17 protein-coding genes are annotated in these 15,801 nt (G+C 71.4%); 9 read left to right on the forward strand and 8 right to left on the reverse strand.

Features of this window, described 5'->3' with window-relative positions:
* Positions 1 to 35 precede the first annotated feature (35 nt).
* On the forward strand, positions 36 to 413 hold the full coding sequence (locus A4E84_RS27440) for a F0F1 ATP synthase subunit epsilon (protein WP_033312984.1): 378 nt from the start codon (positions 36 to 38) through the stop codon (positions 411 to 413).
* Between the two features lie 130 nt (positions 414 to 543).
* On the forward strand, positions 544 to 990 hold the full coding sequence (locus tag A4E84_RS27445) for a DUF2550 domain-containing protein (RefSeq protein WP_062929096.1): 447 nt from the start codon (positions 544 to 546) through the stop codon (positions 988 to 990).
* Positions 991 to 1,026: 36 nt separating this feature from the next.
* Here the strand turns inward: A4E84_RS27445 and A4E84_RS27450 are convergent, their stop codons facing one another.
* The 3 genes from A4E84_RS27450 to A4E84_RS27460 all read right to left on the reverse strand — a co-directional run bounded on the left by A4E84_RS27450 (position 1,027) and on the right by A4E84_RS27460 (position 4,805).
* Positions 1,027 to 2,850: a glycoside hydrolase family 18 chitinase gene (locus tag A4E84_RS27450; protein WP_062929097.1), complete on the reverse strand. Its 1,824-nt coding sequence runs from the start codon at positions 2,848 to 2,850 to the stop codon at positions 1,027 to 1,029.
* Between the two features lie 123 nt (positions 2,851 to 2,973).
* The gene (locus tag A4E84_RS27455; RefSeq protein ID WP_062929098.1) at positions 2,974 to 3,615 is read right to left on the reverse strand and encodes a response regulator; all 642 of its coding nucleotides are present in this window, start codon (positions 3,613 to 3,615) and stop codon (positions 2,974 to 2,976) included.
* Entirely contained in the window at positions 3,612 to 4,805 is a 1,194-nt protein-coding gene (locus A4E84_RS27460; RefSeq protein WP_062929099.1) for a sensor histidine kinase, read from the reverse strand. The genes A4E84_RS27455 and A4E84_RS27460 overlap by 4 nt, the downstream gene beginning before the upstream one ends.
* A gap of 152 nt (positions 4,806 to 4,957) precedes the next feature.
* On the opposite strand from A4E84_RS27460, the gene A4E84_RS27465 reads away from it, so the two are divergent.
* Entirely contained in the window at positions 4,958 to 5,536 is a 579-nt protein-coding gene (locus A4E84_RS27465) for a hypothetical protein (RefSeq protein WP_062929100.1), read from the forward strand.
* 69 nt (positions 5,537 to 5,605) lie between these two features.
* On the opposite strand, the gene A4E84_RS27470 is transcribed toward A4E84_RS27465, so the two are convergent.
* The 3 genes from A4E84_RS27470 to A4E84_RS27480 are packed head-to-tail and all read right to left on the reverse strand — an operon-like array spanning position 5,606 to position 7,776.
* Positions 5,606 to 6,178: a cob(I)yrinic acid a,c-diamide adenosyltransferase gene (locus tag A4E84_RS27470; RefSeq protein WP_062929101.1), complete on the reverse strand. Its 573-nt coding sequence runs from the start codon at positions 6,176 to 6,178 to the stop codon at positions 5,606 to 5,608.
* Positions 6,179 to 6,197: 19 nt separating this feature from the next.
* A complete protein-coding gene (locus tag A4E84_RS27475; protein ID WP_062929102.1) occupies positions 6,198 to 6,941 on the reverse strand; it encodes an ABC transporter permease in 744 nt (247 codons plus the stop codon).
* A 52-nt stretch (positions 6,942 to 6,993) separates the two neighbouring features.
* Positions 6,994 to 7,776 carry an ABC transporter ATP-binding protein gene (locus A4E84_RS27480; RefSeq protein ID WP_062929103.1) on the reverse strand — a complete coding sequence of 261 codons (783 nt, stop codon included), beginning with the start codon at positions 7,774 to 7,776 and terminating at the stop codon, positions 6,994 to 6,996.
* A 79-nt stretch (positions 7,777 to 7,855) separates the two neighbouring features.
* Between A4E84_RS27480 and A4E84_RS27485 the strand changes: the two genes are divergently transcribed.
* From A4E84_RS27485 to A4E84_RS27500, 4 genes are all read left to right on the forward strand, one after another.
* Entirely contained in the window at positions 7,856 to 8,497 is a 642-nt protein-coding gene (locus A4E84_RS27485) for a TetR/AcrR family transcriptional regulator (protein ID WP_062929104.1), read from the forward strand.
* Between the two features lie 116 nt (positions 8,498 to 8,613).
* On the forward strand, positions 8,614 to 9,462 hold the full coding sequence (locus A4E84_RS27490; protein ID WP_062929105.1) for a 3-hydroxyacyl-CoA dehydrogenase family protein: 849 nt from the start codon (positions 8,614 to 8,616) through the stop codon (positions 9,460 to 9,462).
* A 150-nt stretch (positions 9,463 to 9,612) separates the two neighbouring features.
* Entirely contained in the window at positions 9,613 to 9,936 is a 324-nt protein-coding gene (locus tag A4E84_RS27495) for an STAS domain-containing protein (RefSeq protein ID WP_030246483.1), read from the forward strand.
* 266 nt (positions 9,937 to 10,202) lie between these two features.
* Positions 10,203 to 12,704, forward strand: coding sequence for an ATP-binding protein (locus A4E84_RS27500; RefSeq protein ID WP_062929106.1), 2,502 nt, complete (start codon positions 10,203 to 10,205; stop codon positions 12,702 to 12,704).
* A 66-nt stretch (positions 12,705 to 12,770) separates the two neighbouring features.
* On the opposite strand, the gene nucS is transcribed toward A4E84_RS27500, so the two are convergent.
* The gene (gene nucS / locus A4E84_RS27505) at positions 12,771 to 13,442 is read right to left on the reverse strand and encodes an endonuclease NucS (RefSeq protein ID WP_031140730.1); all 672 of its coding nucleotides are present in this window, start codon (positions 13,440 to 13,442) and stop codon (positions 12,771 to 12,773) included.
* 253 nt (positions 13,443 to 13,695) lie between these two features.
* Between nucS and A4E84_RS27510 the strand changes: the two genes are divergently transcribed.
* A complete protein-coding gene (locus A4E84_RS27510) occupies positions 13,696 to 14,088 on the forward strand; it encodes an SCO5389 family protein (RefSeq protein WP_003993005.1) in 393 nt (130 codons plus the stop codon).
* Positions 14,089 to 14,169: 81 nt separating this feature from the next.
* Here the strand turns inward: A4E84_RS27510 and A4E84_RS27515 are convergent, their stop codons facing one another.
* Positions 14,170 to 15,198, reverse strand: a complete 1,029-nt coding sequence (locus A4E84_RS27515) for an LLM class flavin-dependent oxidoreductase (RefSeq protein WP_062929107.1) — start codon at positions 15,196 to 15,198, stop codon at positions 14,170 to 14,172.
* A 266-nt stretch (positions 15,199 to 15,464) separates the two neighbouring features.
* Here A4E84_RS27515 and A4E84_RS27520 point away from each other — a divergent pair, with 266 nt between their 5' ends.
* Positions 15,465 to 15,797 carry a hypothetical protein gene (locus A4E84_RS27520; protein ID WP_062929108.1) on the forward strand — a complete coding sequence of 111 codons (333 nt, stop codon included), beginning with the start codon at positions 15,465 to 15,467 and terminating at the stop codon, positions 15,795 to 15,797.
* Positions 15,798 to 15,801: the final 4 nt, after the last annotated feature.

A 15,801-nucleotide genomic window follows, 5' to 3' on the forward strand; every position in this document is an offset into this window, starting at 1 on the left:
GCACTCCCGCCGGGTGGTGACCCGAGGAGCCACCCTTGGCTGCTGAGCTGCACGTCGCGCTGGTCGCGGCCGACCGTGAGGTCTGGTCCGGCCAGGCCACCCTGGTCGTCGCGCGCACCACGTCCGGCGACATCGGCGTCATGCCCGGTCACCAGCCGCTGCTCGGTGTGCTGGAGTCGGGCCCGGTGACCATCCGTACGAGTGAGGGCGGGACGGTCGTCGCCGCGGTCCACGGCGGATTCATCTCGTTCGCGGACGACAAGCTCTCGCTGCTGGCGGAAGTCGCCGAGCTGTCGGACGAGATCGATGTCCAGCGCGCGGAGCAGGAGCTCGAGCGCGCGAAGGCGGAGGACGACGCGGAGGCCCAGCGCCGCGCGGACGTCCGGCTGCGGGCTGCCACGGCGGCGCGCTGACCGAGTCCGCCGTGTGATGACGTCACTCAGCCGCGGCTGGGTACCGGAGAGATCCGGACCCAGCCGCGGCTGAGGCGGATGTGGGTGATTTTTACGTTCCGTTACCTAGGAGACGAGGAGGTCGGTGTCGATGGTCCTCGCTCTGACTGTGTGCGGAATCGTGGTGGCCCTCGTGGTGGTGGGCCTGTTCGTCTTCGGTCTGCGCCGCCGGCTGATCCAGCGCTCGGGCGGCACCTTCGACGCCAGCCTGCGCTGGGACACCCCGGAGGAGGGCGACCGGAGCGGCAAGGGCTGGGCGTACGGGGTGGCCCGCTACAACGGTGACCGCGTCGAGTGGTACCGCGTCTTCTCGTACTCGCCGCGTCCGCGCCGTGTCCTGGAGCGGTCCGCGATCGAGGTCGCCGGCCGCCGCGTCCCGGAGGGCGAGGAGGAGCTGGCGCTGCTCTCCGACCATGTGATCCTGACCTGTCTGCACCGGGGCACGCGTCTCGAACTCGCGATGAGCGAAGACGCGCTGACCGGTTTCCTCGCGTGGCTCGAAGCAGCCCCGCCCGGTCAGCGCGTCAACGTCGCCTAGGTCTTGACGACCCTTCGAACTTCTCTGTGATCCGGCCTACTTCAGGCCGCTGTCGATGGCGGTCGCCAGCTCTCCGTTCGCGGTGTCACCGCTGAACTCCCAGAAGAACGCGCCGCCGAGCCCCTGGTTCTTGGCCCAGCTCATCTTGCCCGCGATGGTCGCCGGGGTGTCGTACGACCACCAGTTGCTGCCGCAGTGCGCGTAGGCCGTGCCGGCGACGGTGCCGGTGGCCGGGCAGGAGTTCTTCAGGATCTTGTAGTCCTCGATGCCCGCCTCGTACGTGCCCGGAGCCGCGCCGGTCGCCGATCCGCCCGGGGCGGACTGGGTGACGCCGGTCCAGCCACGGCCGTAGAAGCCGATGCCGAGCAGCAGCTTCTTGGCCGGAACGCCCTTGGCCTTGAGCTTGGCGATCGCGTCGGCCGAGTTGAAGCCCGCCTGCGGGATCCCCGGGTAGGACGTGAGCGGGGAGTGCGGGGCGGTCGGGCCGTCCTTGTCGAAGGCGCCGAAGTAGTCGTACGTCATCACGTTGTACCAGTCGAGGTACTGAGCTGCACCGCCGTAGTCGGCCGCGTCGATCTTGCCGCCGGACGAGCCGTCGGCGGTGATGGCCGCGGTGACCAGGTAGTTCGGGCCGAACTCGGCACGCAGGGCCTGGGAGAGGTTCCTGAAGGCCGCCGGGCCCGAGGTGTCGCAGGTCAGGCCGCAGGCGTTCGGGTACTCCCAGTCGATGTCGATGCCGTCGAAGACGTCGGCCCAGCGCGGGTCCTCGACGACGGCCTTGCAGGACTTGGCGAACGCGGCCGCGTTCTGCGCGGCCTGGCCGAAGCCGCCCGAGTAGGTCCAGCCGCCGAAGGAGTACAGCACCTTGATGTGCGGGTACTTCGCCTTCAGCTGGCGCAGCTGGTTGAAGTTGCCGCGCAGCGGCTGGTCCCAGGTGTCGGCGGTGCCGCTGACGGACTGATCGGCGGTGTAGGCCTTGTCGTAGGCGGCGTAGGTGTCGTCGACGGTGCACTGGCCGTTCTTGACGTTGCCGAAGGCGTAGTTGATGTGGGTGATCTTCGACGCCGAGCCCGAGGTCACCAGGTTCTTGACGTGGTAGTTGCGGCCGTAGACGCCCCACTCGGTGAAGTAGCCGAGCTTGACCTTGTCGCCGGTGGGCGGCTCGGTGGTGCCGCCGGTGGTGCGGACCCGGACGGCACCGCTGACCGGGCCGGTCTGGTCGGCGGTGTCCCGGGCCTGGACGGAGTAGGAGTAGTCGGTGCCGGCGGTGAGGCCGGTGCCGGTGTACGACGTGCCCGTCACGGTGGCGACCTTGGAGCCGTCGCGCAGGACGTCGTAGTTCTTGACGCCCTTGTCGTCGGTGGCGGCGGACCAGGACAGCTTCACCGAGGTGTCGGTGATGTCCGAGGCGGTCGGGGTGCCGGGGGCGCTCGGCGCGCTGTCGCCGGGCTCCGTGGTGCCGCCGTCGCAGCTGCCGCCGTTGAGCTTGCAGTTGGCGGGGGAGCCGGAGCCGCTGCCGTTGAAGCCGAAGGAGACCGAGGCGCCGGGGGCGAGGGTGCCGTTCCAGGACTTGTTCTTCGCGGTCCAGTGGGTGCCGGAGGAGGTCACGTCGGCGTCCCAGGAGGAGGTGACGGACGTACCGGAGGGGAAGTCCCACTCGACGGTCCAGGAGCTGAGGGCGGTGGTGCCGGTGTTCTTCACCGTCCACTTGCCCTCGAAGCCGGAGCCCCAGTCCTGGGTCTTGGCGTAGGTTGCGGTGGCGGACGTCGCGGCCTGGGCCGGGCTCGCCAGGCCGACAAGGCCGGCCAGCGGGAGCAACAGGGTCGCGAACCCTGCCGCGGCTCTGTGTCTGAAGCGCATGCTGCGCCTCCTTGATGGAGTTGTGGGGGGCGTGACTGAGCCTCACGCCACACATGGTGCGGTGAGAATAGAAAGGTCTGGACCACCGGTCAATAGGTCTGGACCACCAGCACCGAACGCGGTTCAGACACCCAACTCCTGCGCCAGCACGGCGGCTTGCACCCGGCTCCGCAGCTCCAGCTTCCCCAGCAGCCTGCTGACGTGGGTTTTCACGGTCGCCTCGGCCATGTCGAGCCGCTCCGCGATGCCCGCGTTGGACAGACCCTGGCCGAGGCAGGACAGCACCTCGCGCTCCCGCCGGGTCAGATGTTCGAGCACCGCCGGATCGGCCGCGGGCTCCCGGGCGGGCTTCGCGGCGAACTCCGCGATCAGTCGCCGCGTGACCGCCGGGGCGATCAGCCCCTCCCCACGGGCGACCGTCCGCACGGCCTCCAGCAGCTCCGCCGCCTCGGTGTTCTTCAGCAGGAAGCCGGACGCGCCCGCCCGCAGCGCCCCGAAGACGTACTCGTCGAGGTCGAAGGTGGTCAGCACCAGCACATCGGCGAGCCGCTCCGCGACGACCTGCCGGGTCGCCGACACCCCGTCAAGACGCGGCATCTGAACGTCCATCAGCACCAGGTCCGGCCGCAGCTCGCGGGCCAGCGCCACCGCCTGCTCGCCGTCCGCCGCCTCGCCGATCACCTCGATGTCGGGTGCGCTGCGCAGGATGAGGACGAGCCCGGCGCGGACGGCGGACTGGTCGTCGGCGACCAGGACGCGGATCATGCGGTGTCTCCTTCGGGGCTGTGGCTGACGGGGAGGGTGGCGCGTACCACCCAGATCTTGCCCTCGGGCGAGTCCTCGGGGGCGGCTTCGAACGTGCCGTCCAGCAGGGCCACCCGTTCTCTCATGCCGACCAGACCCGCGCCGGAGCCGGGGGCGCGCGGGGCGTCCCGGTCCCCGTAGGGGCTGGTCACGCTGACCACGAGGGAGCCGTCCCGCCGGGCGAGGGACACGGTGACCCGGCCCGGGGCGGCGTGCTTGAGCGCGTTGGTCAGCGACTCCTGCACGATGCGGTAGGCGGCGAGCTCCACGGGTGTGGGCACCTCGCTCCGTTCGGCGTCGAGGGCGACGTCGAGGCCGTTGGTGCGGGCGCCTTCCACCAGCGCGCCGAGACCGTCGAGCGTGGGAGCGGCGGACGGTTCCATGTCGCCGCTGCTGTCGCGCAGGATGCCGATCAGCCGCCGCATCTCGGCGAGCCCCTCCACGCTGTTCTCGCGGATGACCACGAGCGCCTCCTGAGAGGTCTTCGGGTCGTCGAGGGACAGCGCGGCGGTGGAGTGGATGGCGATCGCGGACAGGTGGTTGGCGACCATGTCGTGCAGCTCGCGGGCCATCCGGGCACGTTCGGCGGTGACCGCCTGGGTGCGGTCCATCTCGGCGAGCAGCGCGGTCTGTTCGGCGCGCAGCCGGGCCGCCTCGGCCGCGTCGCGGTGGTTGCGCACGATCAGGCCGGTCGCGGCGGGGCCGAAGGACACGAGGCCGGTGATCACGCCGATCAGCAGCGCCTCGGGCTCGCGCCAGATCGCGAACGGCACCGCCGCGGCGGCCACCGAGAGCAGCCCGGTGATCCGCGGGATGCGGTGGGCCGACGCGGGCGGGCCGTACAGGACGGCCGCGTACATCAGATCGGTGTACATCAGGATCGTGACCAGGTTGCCCTGGGTGACGGTGTCCAGGACGATCGCGGGCGTGCCGATCAGCAGAGCGGCGCGGGGAGCGCTCCGGCGCAGCAGCTCGCAGCCCGCCATGACGACGAGCGGCAGCAGAAGCGGCCAGCGCCCGGGCAGGATGACGTACGCCTCGGTGTGCGGCCGGGTGGCCAGGCCGACGCCCCACAGCAGCAGCCCGCCGAGCAGGCCGCCCAGCGCGACGTAGACGTCGAAACGGCGGGGACGGGGGAGTCGTACGGCCATGTCACCATCCAACACGGCCGTCGTGCCCTGCGCGTGATCCCCGCGGAGGGTCCCCGGCTGCATCCTTCGATGTACCGCGAGTTCGTCAGTCGCGACGACGATTCCGGGCGCGCCGCACGGGAGCCTGAAGAGGTGACCGAGAGGAGCGAACCGTGATCGTCGCATTGATCGCCGCCTGCGAGATCGGCTTCTGGGTGCTGCTGGCAGCCGGCCTGGGCGCCCGCTACCTGCTGCGCATGCCACGGCTCGGGCTGGGCCTGCTGCTGTGCGAGCCACTGCTGGAGGTCGTCCTGCTGGTCGCCACCGCGCTGGACCTGAAGAACGGTGCCGAGCCGAACTGGACGCACGGCCTGGCCGCGCTGTACATCGGCTACACCGTCGGGCACGGCCACCGCACGGTGAAGTGGCTGGACGGCCACGCCGCCCACCGGCTGGGCGGCGCCCCGAAGCCGATCGGCCCGCCGCGCTACGGCATGGCCCGGGCGCGCCACGAGGGCACGGTGTGGCTGGGCACCCTCACGGCGGCCGTCGTCGCGACCGTGCTGCTCCAGCTGGCCATCTGGTACGTCGACGACCCGAGCCGCGTCACCTCGCTGGAGAGCTGGCGCTACGTGGCCTGGCGTGCGGCCGGGATCCACGGACTGGTCGCGCTGAGCTATCTGATCTGGCCGCGGAAGGCGCCGGAGGGCGAACCCGGGGCGACGATCGAGAAGCAGAGGGTGGACCGCTGAGGCCGGGAACCCGGCTTCCCGGGCGTCGTGACCGGTCGCGCAGTTCCCCGCGCCCCTTTCCGGGGCGCCTCAGCGCTCCCCGCCCGGCACCCACAGCACGTCTCCGGCCTCCTTGTTCGCGGTCCTGGCCAGGATGAACAGCAGGTCGGAGAGGCGGTTGAGGTAGGTCGCCGTCAGCGGGTTCATCACCTCGCCGTGCACCTCCAGCGCCGCCCACGTGGAGCGTTCCGCCCGGCGTACGACCGTGCAGGCCTGGTGGAGCAGGGCCGCGCCCGGGGTGCCGCCGGGGAGGATGAAGGAGCGGAGCTTGTCCAGCTGTTCGTTGAAGCGGTCGCAGTCCGCCTCCAGCTTGTCGATGTAGAACTGCTCGACCCGCAGGGGCGGGAACTCCGGGTTCTCCACCACCGGCGTCGACAGGTCCGCGCCCACGTCGAACAGGTCGTTCTGGACGCGTGTGAGGACCTTGACGAGCTCCTCGTCGAGACCGCCCAGCGCGATCGCCGTGCCGATCACCGCGTTCGCCTCGTTGGCGTCGGCGTACGCGGAGATCCGCAGATCGGTCTTGGCGACCCGGCTCATGTCGCCGAGGGCGGTGGTGCCCTGGTCGCCGGTCCTGGTGTAGATGCGCGTCAGATTGACCATGTGGCCAGCGTAGTTACGCTCAGGCGGTTCGGAACACGCGTGTGCCCACTGTCACGGACAGCGCCGTGAGGCCGACGGCCACCAGCGCGCCGTAGAGCATGTGGGGTGTGGCGTAGTCGCCCACGTACGCGTCCCGCACCGCGTCCACCAGATAGCGGAACGGCATGAGGTGCGAGAGGGCGTCCAGCCAGGCCGGTCCCAGGGTCATCGGCAGCATCAGGCCCGACAGCAGCATGGACGGCATGGTCAGCGCGTTGATCGCCGGGCCGAAGCTCTGCGGGGTGTCCATCCTCATCGCCAGTGCGTACGACAGGGCGGCCAGCGAGAGCGTGAGCAGGGCGACGAAGGCGAAGCCGATCAGCACCCCGGCCAGGGGCGCCCGCAGGCCCATCACCACCGCGGCCAGCACCAGCAGCACGGCCTGGAAGACGAACACCGTGGCGTCCCGCAGCACCCGGCCCAGCAGCAGGGCCAGCCGGCTGACCGGGGTGACGCGCATGCGCTCGACCACGCCGTGGCCCTTCTCGATGATGATCGAGAAGCCCGCGAAGGATGCCCCGAACAGGCCGAGTTGGAGCAGCAGCCCGGGGACGAGCACCTGCCAGGAGCTGCCTCCCGTGCCGAGCGGCAGGTCGGTGAGCAGCGGGCCGAAGAACAGCAGGTACAGCAGCGGCATGAGTACGCCGAAGAGCAGCGCGAAGCGCGAGCGCAGTGACTGGCGGAGGTAGCGCCCGTAGACGAGGGCGGTGTCGTGCAGCAGCATCGTGGGTCCTCTGGGTCCTCTGGGTCCTCTGAGTCTTTGAGTCCGCCGGGCCCTAGACGGCGACGGGGGTCTGGTCGGCCGGCGCGGCGCTGCGGCCGGTGATGGCGAGGAACGTGTCCTGGAGCGAGGCGTCGAGCGAGCCGCCGTGGCGCAGCTTCAGCGCGCTCGGGGTGCCCTCGGCGACGACCACGCCGTGGTCCACGACGACCAGCCGGTCGGAGAGGGCGTCGGCCTCGTCGAGGTAGTGCGTGGTCAGGAACACCGTCGTGCCGTGCTCGTCGCGCAGACGGCGCACCAGGTCCCACAGGTCGGCACGGCTGCCGGGGTCGAGACCGGTCGTCGGCTCGTCCAGGAACAGCACCTTCGGGCGGTGGGTGAGCGCCATCGCGATGTCCAGCCGCCGCCGCTGACCGCCGGAGAGCGCGCCGCACCTGCGGTCGAGGAGCCCGGTGAGGTCCAGGTCGCGGGCCAGTTCCCCGGCGCGCTCGACGGCCTGCGCCCTGGTCAGCCGGTACAGCCGCCCCTGGGTGACCAGTTCCTCCCGCACGCTGATCTGCGGATCGACCCCGCCGGACTGCGCCACGTAGCCGCAGGCCCGCCGCACCCCGGCCGCGTCCGTCGCCAGGTCGCATCCCGCGACGGTGGCGGCGCCGCCGGACGGTGCCAGCAGCGTCGTCAGCATCCGCAGGGTCGTGGTCTTGCCGGCCCCGTTCGGGCCGAGGAAGCCGAGGATCTCGCCCTCGCGGACGGTCAGGTCGATCGAGCGCACGGCCTGAACGGGGCCGTTCTTGGTCAGGAAGGTGCGGGCCAGCCCGGCCGTACTGATGATTGCCATGGCCCCAGAAAAACAGAGGCTCTTAAAATTTGCAATGACCCCAAGTTTTCAGAGCCTCCAGGGAAGCTAGAATTCGGACATGGCTGAGGGGCTCAGGGAACGGAAGAAGCGCGAGACCAGGCAGCGCATCTCGGACATCGCCACCGGGCTCTTCCTGGAGCGCGGATTCGTGACGGTGACGATCGCCGACGTGGCGGAAGCGGCCGACGTCTCCGTGAACACCGTCTACAACTACTTCCCGGCCAAAGAGGACCTCTTCTTCGACCGCTCCCAGGGCGTCGTCGACCGGCTCTCGCGATGGGTGCGCGGCCGGGACGCGGGGGAGTCGGCCACCCGGGCGGTGCTGCGCGAGCTGCGCGCCGAGATCGAGGCCGTCTCGCCCCGTATGGGCCTCATTGGGGGCTATGACCGTTTCATGCGCTGCATCGAAGAGGCGCCACCGCTGCGCTCCCGGCTGTGGAGCATCCAGCAGGAGCTCCAGGACAACCTGGAGGCGACCCTCCGCGAGGAGACCGGCGCCACCGTCGGCGATCCGCTGCCCGGCCTGATCGCCGGTCAGATCTGCTGGGCCCACGGCACCCTTTTCGTCGCGATCGGCCGCGAGATGGTCAAGGGGCGCAACCCGGACGAAGTGTCACGGGAGATGCTCGTCGTTCTCGACGACATCGAGGAGTTGTTGGGCGAGAAGGTGCTCAACTACGCCGTACGAGGCGGCGCGTGACGCGCGTCTCACGTCGTGAGACGTGAAACGCGTTACTAAGCGCTCACACGCGCTCTCGCGGGCGCTAGTGTCCGCCGGAGAAGCAGGCATAAGCAGCGCGTCAGGGGAGTCGCACAGTGGCAGGGAAGCTCGCCGTCATCGGGGCCGGCCTCATGGGAGCCGGCATCGCCCAGGTCTCCGCCCAGGCGGGCTGGGAGGTGATCCTGCGTGACGTCACCGACGAGGCACTGACGCGGGGCACCGACGGCATCAAGGCGTCGTACGACAAGTTCGTCGCCAAGGGCAAGCTGGAAGCGCACGACGCCGACGCCGCCCTGGCCCGCATCACCGCGACCACCGACCTGGACGCCGCGGCCGACGCGGACGTCGTCGTCGAGGCCGTGTTCGAGAAGCTCGAGGTCAAGCACGAGATCTTCCGCGCGCTCGACAAGATCGTGAAGGACGAGGCGATCCTCGCCTCCAACACCTCCGCCATCCCGATCACCAAGATCGCGGCGGCCACGGAGCGCCCGGAGCGGGTCGTCGGCACGCACTTCTTCTCGCCGGTGCCGATGATGCAGCTGTGCGAACTCGTCCGCGGCTACAAGACCAGCGACGAGACCCTCGCCACGGCCCGGCGGTTCGCCGAGTCGGTGGGCAAGACCTGCATCGTCGTCAACCGCGACGTCGCCGGGTTCGTGACGACCCGTCTCATCTGCGCCCTGGTCGTCGAGGCCGCGAAGCTGCAGGAGTCGGGCGTGGCCAGCGCCGAGGACATCGACCTGGCCTGCAAGCTGGGCTTCGGCCACGCCATGGGCCCGCTGGCGACGGCGGACCTGACCGGCGTCGACATCCTGCTGCACGCCACGAACAACATCTACACCGAGTCCCAGGACGAGAAGTTCGCGGCCCCCGAGTCGATGCGCCGGATGGTTGACGCCGGTGACATCGGACGCAAGAGCGGGCAGGGCTTCTACAAGCACTGAAACCGCACATGCCCCGGGCCCATCACACGCCAGGGTGAATTCGGTATCGGTTCGCTTACAAGAAGCAACCTCTGACTCCTCCACACAGTCAGAGGTTGCATCACCCACATCCAGAACGCGGAGCACGATTCGCACGCACGGGGAGCGCATATGTACATCAGGGGCGACCACGCCGAGCTGGTCGTCGGGGGCCGCCTCGACGTCCGGAGCGCGGCGGACGCCCGTACGGTCCTGCACTCGGCCGTCGACGACGGAGTCGGCGATCTGGTGCTCGACCTGTCCGAACTGGACTCCTGGGACGCCACCGGACTGGGCGTGATCATGGGAGCCCACCGGCGGGCCGGCCGCTGCGGCCGGCGCCTGGTGCTGCGCGGGGTACCGCCGCAGATGCAGCGCCTGCTGGTGGCCACCCGACTGCACCGGATCCTGGCGATCGAGGGGGGCATCGGGGTGGAGACGCTTCCCCGCGTGTGACGCCGCGTACGGGTGTGAGCCGGGCGACCGGGGAGACCCGGACGCACGTCGTCGCATCGGGCGACGCGCACAATCCTCACGAGACCGTGACGTTACGGACGGCGCGGTACCCCGGACTGTCGTAGATACTGTGCGAAGGTTTAGGGTTCGGCTGCCCGCTGCCTTGACACCCTTCGGCGGGACCGGACCAGAAGCGACAGCGCGGTGTGCAGCAAGGCCGGGAGGGGCTTTTCCAAGCACACACACGCTTTTGGGGGGCTTGACCTATGGATCCTGACAACCAGGGACCCGAGGAGTACGGCCACGAAGGTGACGGCCCCGCGCCGCGCCAGCGCCCTCCCAGGGAATCCCTCACACCCGACTTCGCGCAGCACGCGCCGGCGCTCGCCCGCACCGTGCAGCTCGTCTCCGGCGACTTCCTGCTGACCGTCAACCCCGTCGACGGCAGCGAGATAGAGGCCTGCCCGCCCGCCGAACGGCCTGCCCGGCCCGAGAAGCTCACCGCGGCCGAGCGGGCCGAGGCCGAGCGCGCCGCCCGCCCGCCCGTCCCGCCCGGCCCGGCGCTGCCCGTCCTGCCGCTGCTGGCCCGCCAGGACGAGCGCGAGCGCCTGGTGCGCCTGCTCGCCCGCGGCCGCTCCACGCGCCTGACCGGCGCGGCCGGCTCCGGCCGCACCCGCCTCCTGGACCTCGTCGCCGAGGACTGCTCCGACCTCGCCCCCGACGGCGTCGTCCGCCTCAACGGCTTCGGACGCACCGCCGACGACCTGCTGTACGACCTGTTCCACGCGGTGTACAGCGCCCCCCTGCACCGCCCGGACCGGGACGAACTGCTCACCTACGTCCGTGACATCGGTGCGGTCGTCGTCCTCGACGACCTGGAGTTCGGCGGCGCCGCGCTCGACGAGCTGCTGGAGGCGACCCCCGAGTGCGCCTTCCTGCTCGGCGCCACCCCGGACGTGCCGGCCCCCTCCGCCGACGCCGGCGTCGAGGAGGTCCTCCTCGGCGGGCTGGAGCGCGCGGCCGGGCTCGACCTGCTGGAACACGCCGTCGGCCGGACCCTCACCGAGGACGAGTCCAACTGGGCGGGCGACCTCTGGTTCGAGTCCGAGGGCCTGCCGCTGCGCTTCGTCCAGGCCGGTGCCCTGCTGCGGCAGCGCGACCGGCTGCGCGCCGGCACCGGCGCCGTCGACGAGTTCGGCGTCTTCGAGGACGCGCCCCCGGACGACCCCGCCGACTCCTACGACCTCGGTGACGACGTGCCGCTGCCGGCGCTCGGCGAGGCCGCCGCGCCCGCCCCGCTGCTCGCCTCCCGGCTGAGCGCCTCCGCCCGCGCCACCCTGCGGTTCGCCGTCGCCCTGGGCGGCGAGGTCCCGCACCAGGCGCATCTGCCCGCCCTGGTCGGCGACACCCACGCGGACGCCGCACTCGGCGAACTGGCCGCCTGCGGCCTCGTCTCCCCGGTCGGCTCCCGCTACCGCCTCGCGGCCGGCGTCCCGGCCCAGCTGGAAGCCGCCGGGTACGCCGACGAGGCCGAGGCCGCAGCCCGCAGTGCCGCCCAGCACTACTCCTGGTGGGCCGGGCACCCCTCGGTCACCCCCGAGCGGGTGTGCGCCGAGGCCGACGCGGTCCTCGCCGCCCTGGCCCTCCTCGGACCCGCCACCCGGCCGCCCGCCGAGGACGAGGAGAGCGCGGCCGTCCACCTGGCCCGCACCGCCGCCCCCGCGTTCGCCGCCGGACTGCACTGGAGCGCCTGGGAGCGGGCCCTGCGGGCCGGCGCCGAGGCAGCCCGGCTCGCAGGGGACGTCGGCGAAGAGGCCTACTTCCACCACGAGCTCGGCGTCCTCGCCCTGTGCGGGGGGCAGCTCGACCGGGCCCGTGCCGAACTGGAGGCCTCCATCGGCCTGCGCGGCGCCCTCGCCGACAAGCGCGGGACCGTCGCCGGCCGCCGTGCCCTGGTCCTGGTCGCCGACCGCTCGGGCACGCCGATCGGGCTCGGGCCGACCGCGGGGGAGGAGGTGCCCGACGCCCGGGACGAGGAGTCGGCGTCCCCGCCCGGCGGTGTTCCGGCGGCCTTCCCGACGCTCCAGAAGCCGCCCTCCCCGACGCTGGTCACCCACCGCAGCTCGCCCGCGCCCTCGCGCAAGGCGCGCGGCGGCCTCAAGGGCCTGGCCCGGCGCAACCTCGTGGCCGCCGGTGCCGGTGCCCTGCTCGTCGCGGTCCTGGGCACGGTGGTGACGCTCGGCGCCACTTCCGACAAGGATCAGAACCCGCCGTCCGACCAGGTCGGCGTCAACCCGTCCGCCAGCCAGGGCGTCGACGACGGCAGCCTCGGCGCCGACCGGCCGGCGAACGAGGGCGGGGGAGGCACCGGCGAGGCGGCAGCCCGCCCGACCGACCCGGGCCCGGACGGCACGATCGGCACGTCGGACGACCCGACGCCGACGGACTCCCCGAGCGGTTCGCAGGAACCGAGCGACTCCGCGTCGCCGTCGAAGCCGCCGACGTCCTCGAAGCCGTCCACGTCCAAGCCGCCGACGACGTCCAAGCCCCCCACGACGTCCAAGCCGCCGACGTCGAAGCCGCCGACGTCCGAGCCGCCGACCTCGGAGCCGCCGACGTCCGAGCCGCCCACCTCGGAGCCGCCGACGACCAGCCCGTCCACCTCCGACTCGGCCAGCGGCCCGGCGCCCAGCGCTCCCATGAGCACCTCGGCGAGCGCGTCGCAGAGCACCACAGGCACGCCGAGCGGCCCGGAGACGGTGATCTGACACCCGTACACACGGCAGGGCCGGGTCCGTTCCGCGGACCCGGCCCTTTCGTCGTCGTACGGGCTGTCAGAACAGCCGCAGCTTGTCGTCCTCGATGCCCCGCAGCGCGTTGTAGTCGAGGACCTGGCAGCCGATGCCGCGGTCGGTCGCGAGGACGCGGGCCTGGGGCTTGATCTCCTGGGCCGCGAAGACGCCGCGCACCGGGGCGAGATGGGGGTCGCGGTTCAGCAGCTCCAGATAGCGCGTGAGCTGCTCCACGCCGTCGATCTCGCCGCGCCGCTTGATCTCCACCGCGACGGTCTTGCCGTCGGCGTCCCGGCACAGGATGTCGACCGGCCCGATGGCCGTCGGGTACTCCCGGCGGATCAGCGTGTAGCCCTCGCCGAGTGTCTCGATGCGGTCGGCGAGCAGCTCCTGGAGGTGCGCTTCCACGCCGTCCTTGATCAGGCCGGGATCGACGCCCAGTTCGTGCGAGGAGTCGTGGAGGACTTCCTCCATCGTGATGATGAGCTTCTCGCCCGCCTTGTTGACGACGGTCCAGACGCCCTCTTCCTCGCCGGTGCCCTCTTTCAGGGTGCAGGGCGGCGACATCCAGTTCAGGGGCTTGTAGGCCCGGTCGTCGGCGTGGATCGAGACGCTGCCGTCCGCCTTCACCAGGATCAGGCGCGGGGCCGAGGGAAGGTGGGCGGTGAGCCGCCCGGCGTAGTCCACGGAGCAGCGGGCAATGACGAGACGCATGGTCGGCAACGCTACTCGACGGGCACCTGTCCACGCGATTCGCCCTGGAAAACACGTGTTCGGTAATGGCCGATTGTGTGCATGGTGTGCTCAGCGGGAGTGTCTCATCTGCGCATTTTCCTGGTGCCGCCACCGTACGGTGCTTACCGTATGAACGGGAGGTCGCGAGGCGTGTACGCAGCGTGTCCGGTATCGCGAACTCCCCCTATCTGTCCGGCAACCCCTGCTCGTCGGGGGTGCGAGAGGAGAACTCATGTCGCTCGACGTCTCACCGGCCCTACTCGAACAGGCCGAGCGAGGCGAGGTCGACGAAGCGGAATTCGTCGACTGCGTCCGGACCTCCCTGCCTTATGCGTGGGAGATGATCAGCTCACTGGTGGCCCAGCTGAAGGTGGACGGCGGCGCGTTCGCCGACAACCAGACGCCCCCGCCGGACGAGCAGGCACGCGGCCAGCTGCTGCGTGCGCTTGCGAGTGACGCGATACGCGGCGCGCTGCAACGGCACTTCGGTGTGCGGCTGGCTTTCCAGAACTGCCACCGGGTGGCCGTGTTCCCGCTTGACTCCTCGGTCGACGAGAAGCTGGACCGCTTCACCTCGGTCCGCAGTCAGGTGCTGAACCAGTCACCCGAGTTCCGGGACTGCTGACGCGGCGCCGCTTGCTTGCCGCTCCGTACGCGGGAGGTGCAGTTCTGTACCGGAGCGGCAAGCCCCAGGAACCCACCGCGCTCAGACGAGTTGGGGGAGCACCTCGGCGCCCAGCCGCCGCACGTTCTCCTCGGTCGCCGCCAGGTCTCCGGAGCCCTCGACGAGCAGCGCGAACCGGGAGATGCCCGTCCGCTCGCTGGTCGCCGCGAGCCGGTCCGCGCACAGCCGCGGGGTGCCCACCGGGTGCAGCCCGCAGAGCAGTTCGGTGTACGCCAGCGGGTCGCGCATCCGGCGTGTGCGCCCGTCGACCGTGACATGGGCCTCCAGGCCCTGCTTCAGCCAGCCCGGCATCGCCTTCATCAGCGTCTCCGCCGCGTCGACCCGCCGGTCCGCGATCTGGCAGACGCCGGCCGATACATGGGACGCGCCCCGGATCTCCTCCGGCGACCGGCCGCAGGCCCGCGCGTGCTGCCGCCACAGTGCGACCATCTCGGCCTTCTCCTCGTCCCCCACGTGCATCCCGAGCAGCATCGAAAGACCCCGCTCGGCCGCCAGCCGCACACTCGACGGCGAGGTGCAGGCGACGACCAGCTCGGGCCCGGCGGCCTCCGTCAGTGCCTCCGACGGCCGGGGCACCACCGGGACTTCACGGAAGCGGAAGCGCTCCCCGTGGGCCGCCACGGACGACTCGCGCAGCCACCGCACCAGAAGCTCCAGGGACTCCGGGAACCCCTTCTCGTACGCCTCCAGGCCCGCGCCGAACACCTCCAGGTCGACCCACGGGCCGCCGCGCCCGACACCGAGCGTGAAACGGCCGCCGCTCGTGTGGTGCAGCAGCGCGGCCTGTTCGCCGAGGGCCACGGGGTGGACGGTGGGCAGGACACTGACCGCCGTGCCCACCCGGATGCGGCGGGTGCGGCCCAGCAGTAAGGCGGCCAGGGTGATGGCCGACGGGCACGTGCCGTACGGCACGAAGTGGTGCTCGGCCAGCCAGACCGTGTCGAGCCCGGCCTCCTCGGCCACCTCGGCCGAGCGGACCGCGCGGTGCAGCGCCTCTCCCTCGCCCTGACCGGGGAACTGGGCCGCCAACACGAAACTTCCAACGCGCATTGCTTTCCTGCTTCCTTGGCTCCGACACGGAGCTCCCCCACAGCGCATAACCGTCTGACACGTGCCGAGGACACGGCCGGGCGGAGTATTTTGCGGATTGTCTGCAGAATGGGGCGTTCCGCCGGGAGCCAGGGGGCGAGCACCCGGGCCGGGTCCGCCGCGCCCGCGAAGGACTTGTGGCGATTGGTTGCCGTACGCGTACCCCTGTGCGCGCCGCGTAGGCTGGACGCGGCCCCTGCTTCCTGTATAGCCCCGAGAGGTGTCCCGTGTCCCCGCGTCGCAACCGACCCAAGGGCGCCGTTCCGTCCGGCCGGAGCGCCGAGGACGACCGCCCCGGCCGCTACGGCGGCTGGCAGTCCTCGGAGAACTGGCAGGGCGAGAACTGGAGCGTGCGGCACGTGGCCGGCGCGAGCGCGCAGGGCAAGTCGTACCGCTGCCCCGGCTGCGACCAGCTGATCCCGGACGGGGTGCCGCACGTGGTGGCCTGGGCCGAGCACACGGGCGTCGACGACCGCAGACACTGGCACAAGGCCTGCTGGAACGCGCGGGACCGCCGCACCCCGGGGGTGCGGCGGTCCCGTAACGCGCCGAAGTTCTGAGCGG

The sequence above is a fragment of the Streptomyces qaidamensis genome (assembly GCF_001611795.1).
In the GTDB taxonomy this organism is placed as follows: domain Bacteria; phylum Actinomycetota; class Actinomycetes; order Streptomycetales; family Streptomycetaceae; genus Streptomyces; species Streptomyces qaidamensis.

Excerpts from the sequence above, each read along its gene's own strand:
- A4E84_RS27470 (WP_062929101.1), bottom strand. The coding sequence starts at position 6,178 with ATGGTCAATCTGACGCGCATCTACACCAGGACCGGCGACCAGGGCACC.
- A4E84_RS27510 (WP_003993005.1), top strand. The coding sequence starts at position 13,696 with ATGTCGCTCGACGTCTCACCGGCCCTACTCGAACAGGCCGAGCGAGGC.
- A4E84_RS27460 (WP_062929099.1), bottom strand. The coding sequence starts at position 4,805 with ATGGCCGTACGACTCCCCCGTCCCCGCCGTTTCGACGTCTACGTCGCG.
- A4E84_RS27480 (WP_062929103.1), bottom strand. The coding sequence starts at position 7,776 with ATGGCAATCATCAGTACGGCCGGGCTGGCCCGCACCTTCCTGACCAAG.
- A4E84_RS27445 (WP_062929096.1), top strand. The coding sequence starts at position 544 with ATGGTCCTCGCTCTGACTGTGTGCGGAATCGTGGTGGCCCTCGTGGTG.
- A4E84_RS27475 (WP_062929102.1), bottom strand. The coding sequence starts at position 6,941 with ATGCTGCTGCACGACACCGCCCTCGTCTACGGGCGCTACCTCCGCCAG.
- A4E84_RS27485 (WP_062929104.1), top strand. The coding sequence starts at position 7,856 with ATGGCTGAGGGGCTCAGGGAACGGAAGAAGCGCGAGACCAGGCAGCGC.
- A4E84_RS27495 (WP_030246483.1), top strand. The coding sequence starts at position 9,613 with ATGTACATCAGGGGCGACCACGCCGAGCTGGTCGTCGGGGGCCGCCTC.
- nucS (WP_031140730.1), bottom strand. The coding sequence starts at position 13,442 with ATGCGTCTCGTCATTGCCCGCTGCTCCGTGGACTACGCCGGGCGGCTC.
- A4E84_RS27450 (WP_062929097.1), bottom strand. The coding sequence starts at position 2,850 with ATGCGCTTCAGACACAGAGCCGCGGCAGGGTTCGCGACCCTGTTGCTC.
- A4E84_RS27455 (WP_062929098.1), bottom strand. The coding sequence starts at position 3,615 with ATGATCCGCGTCCTGGTCGCCGACGACCAGTCCGCCGTCCGCGCCGGG.
- A4E84_RS27500 (WP_062929106.1), top strand. The coding sequence starts at position 10,203 with ATGGATCCTGACAACCAGGGACCCGAGGAGTACGGCCACGAAGGTGAC.
- A4E84_RS27515 (WP_062929107.1), bottom strand. The coding sequence starts at position 15,198 with ATGCGCGTTGGAAGTTTCGTGTTGGCGGCCCAGTTCCCCGGTCAGGGC.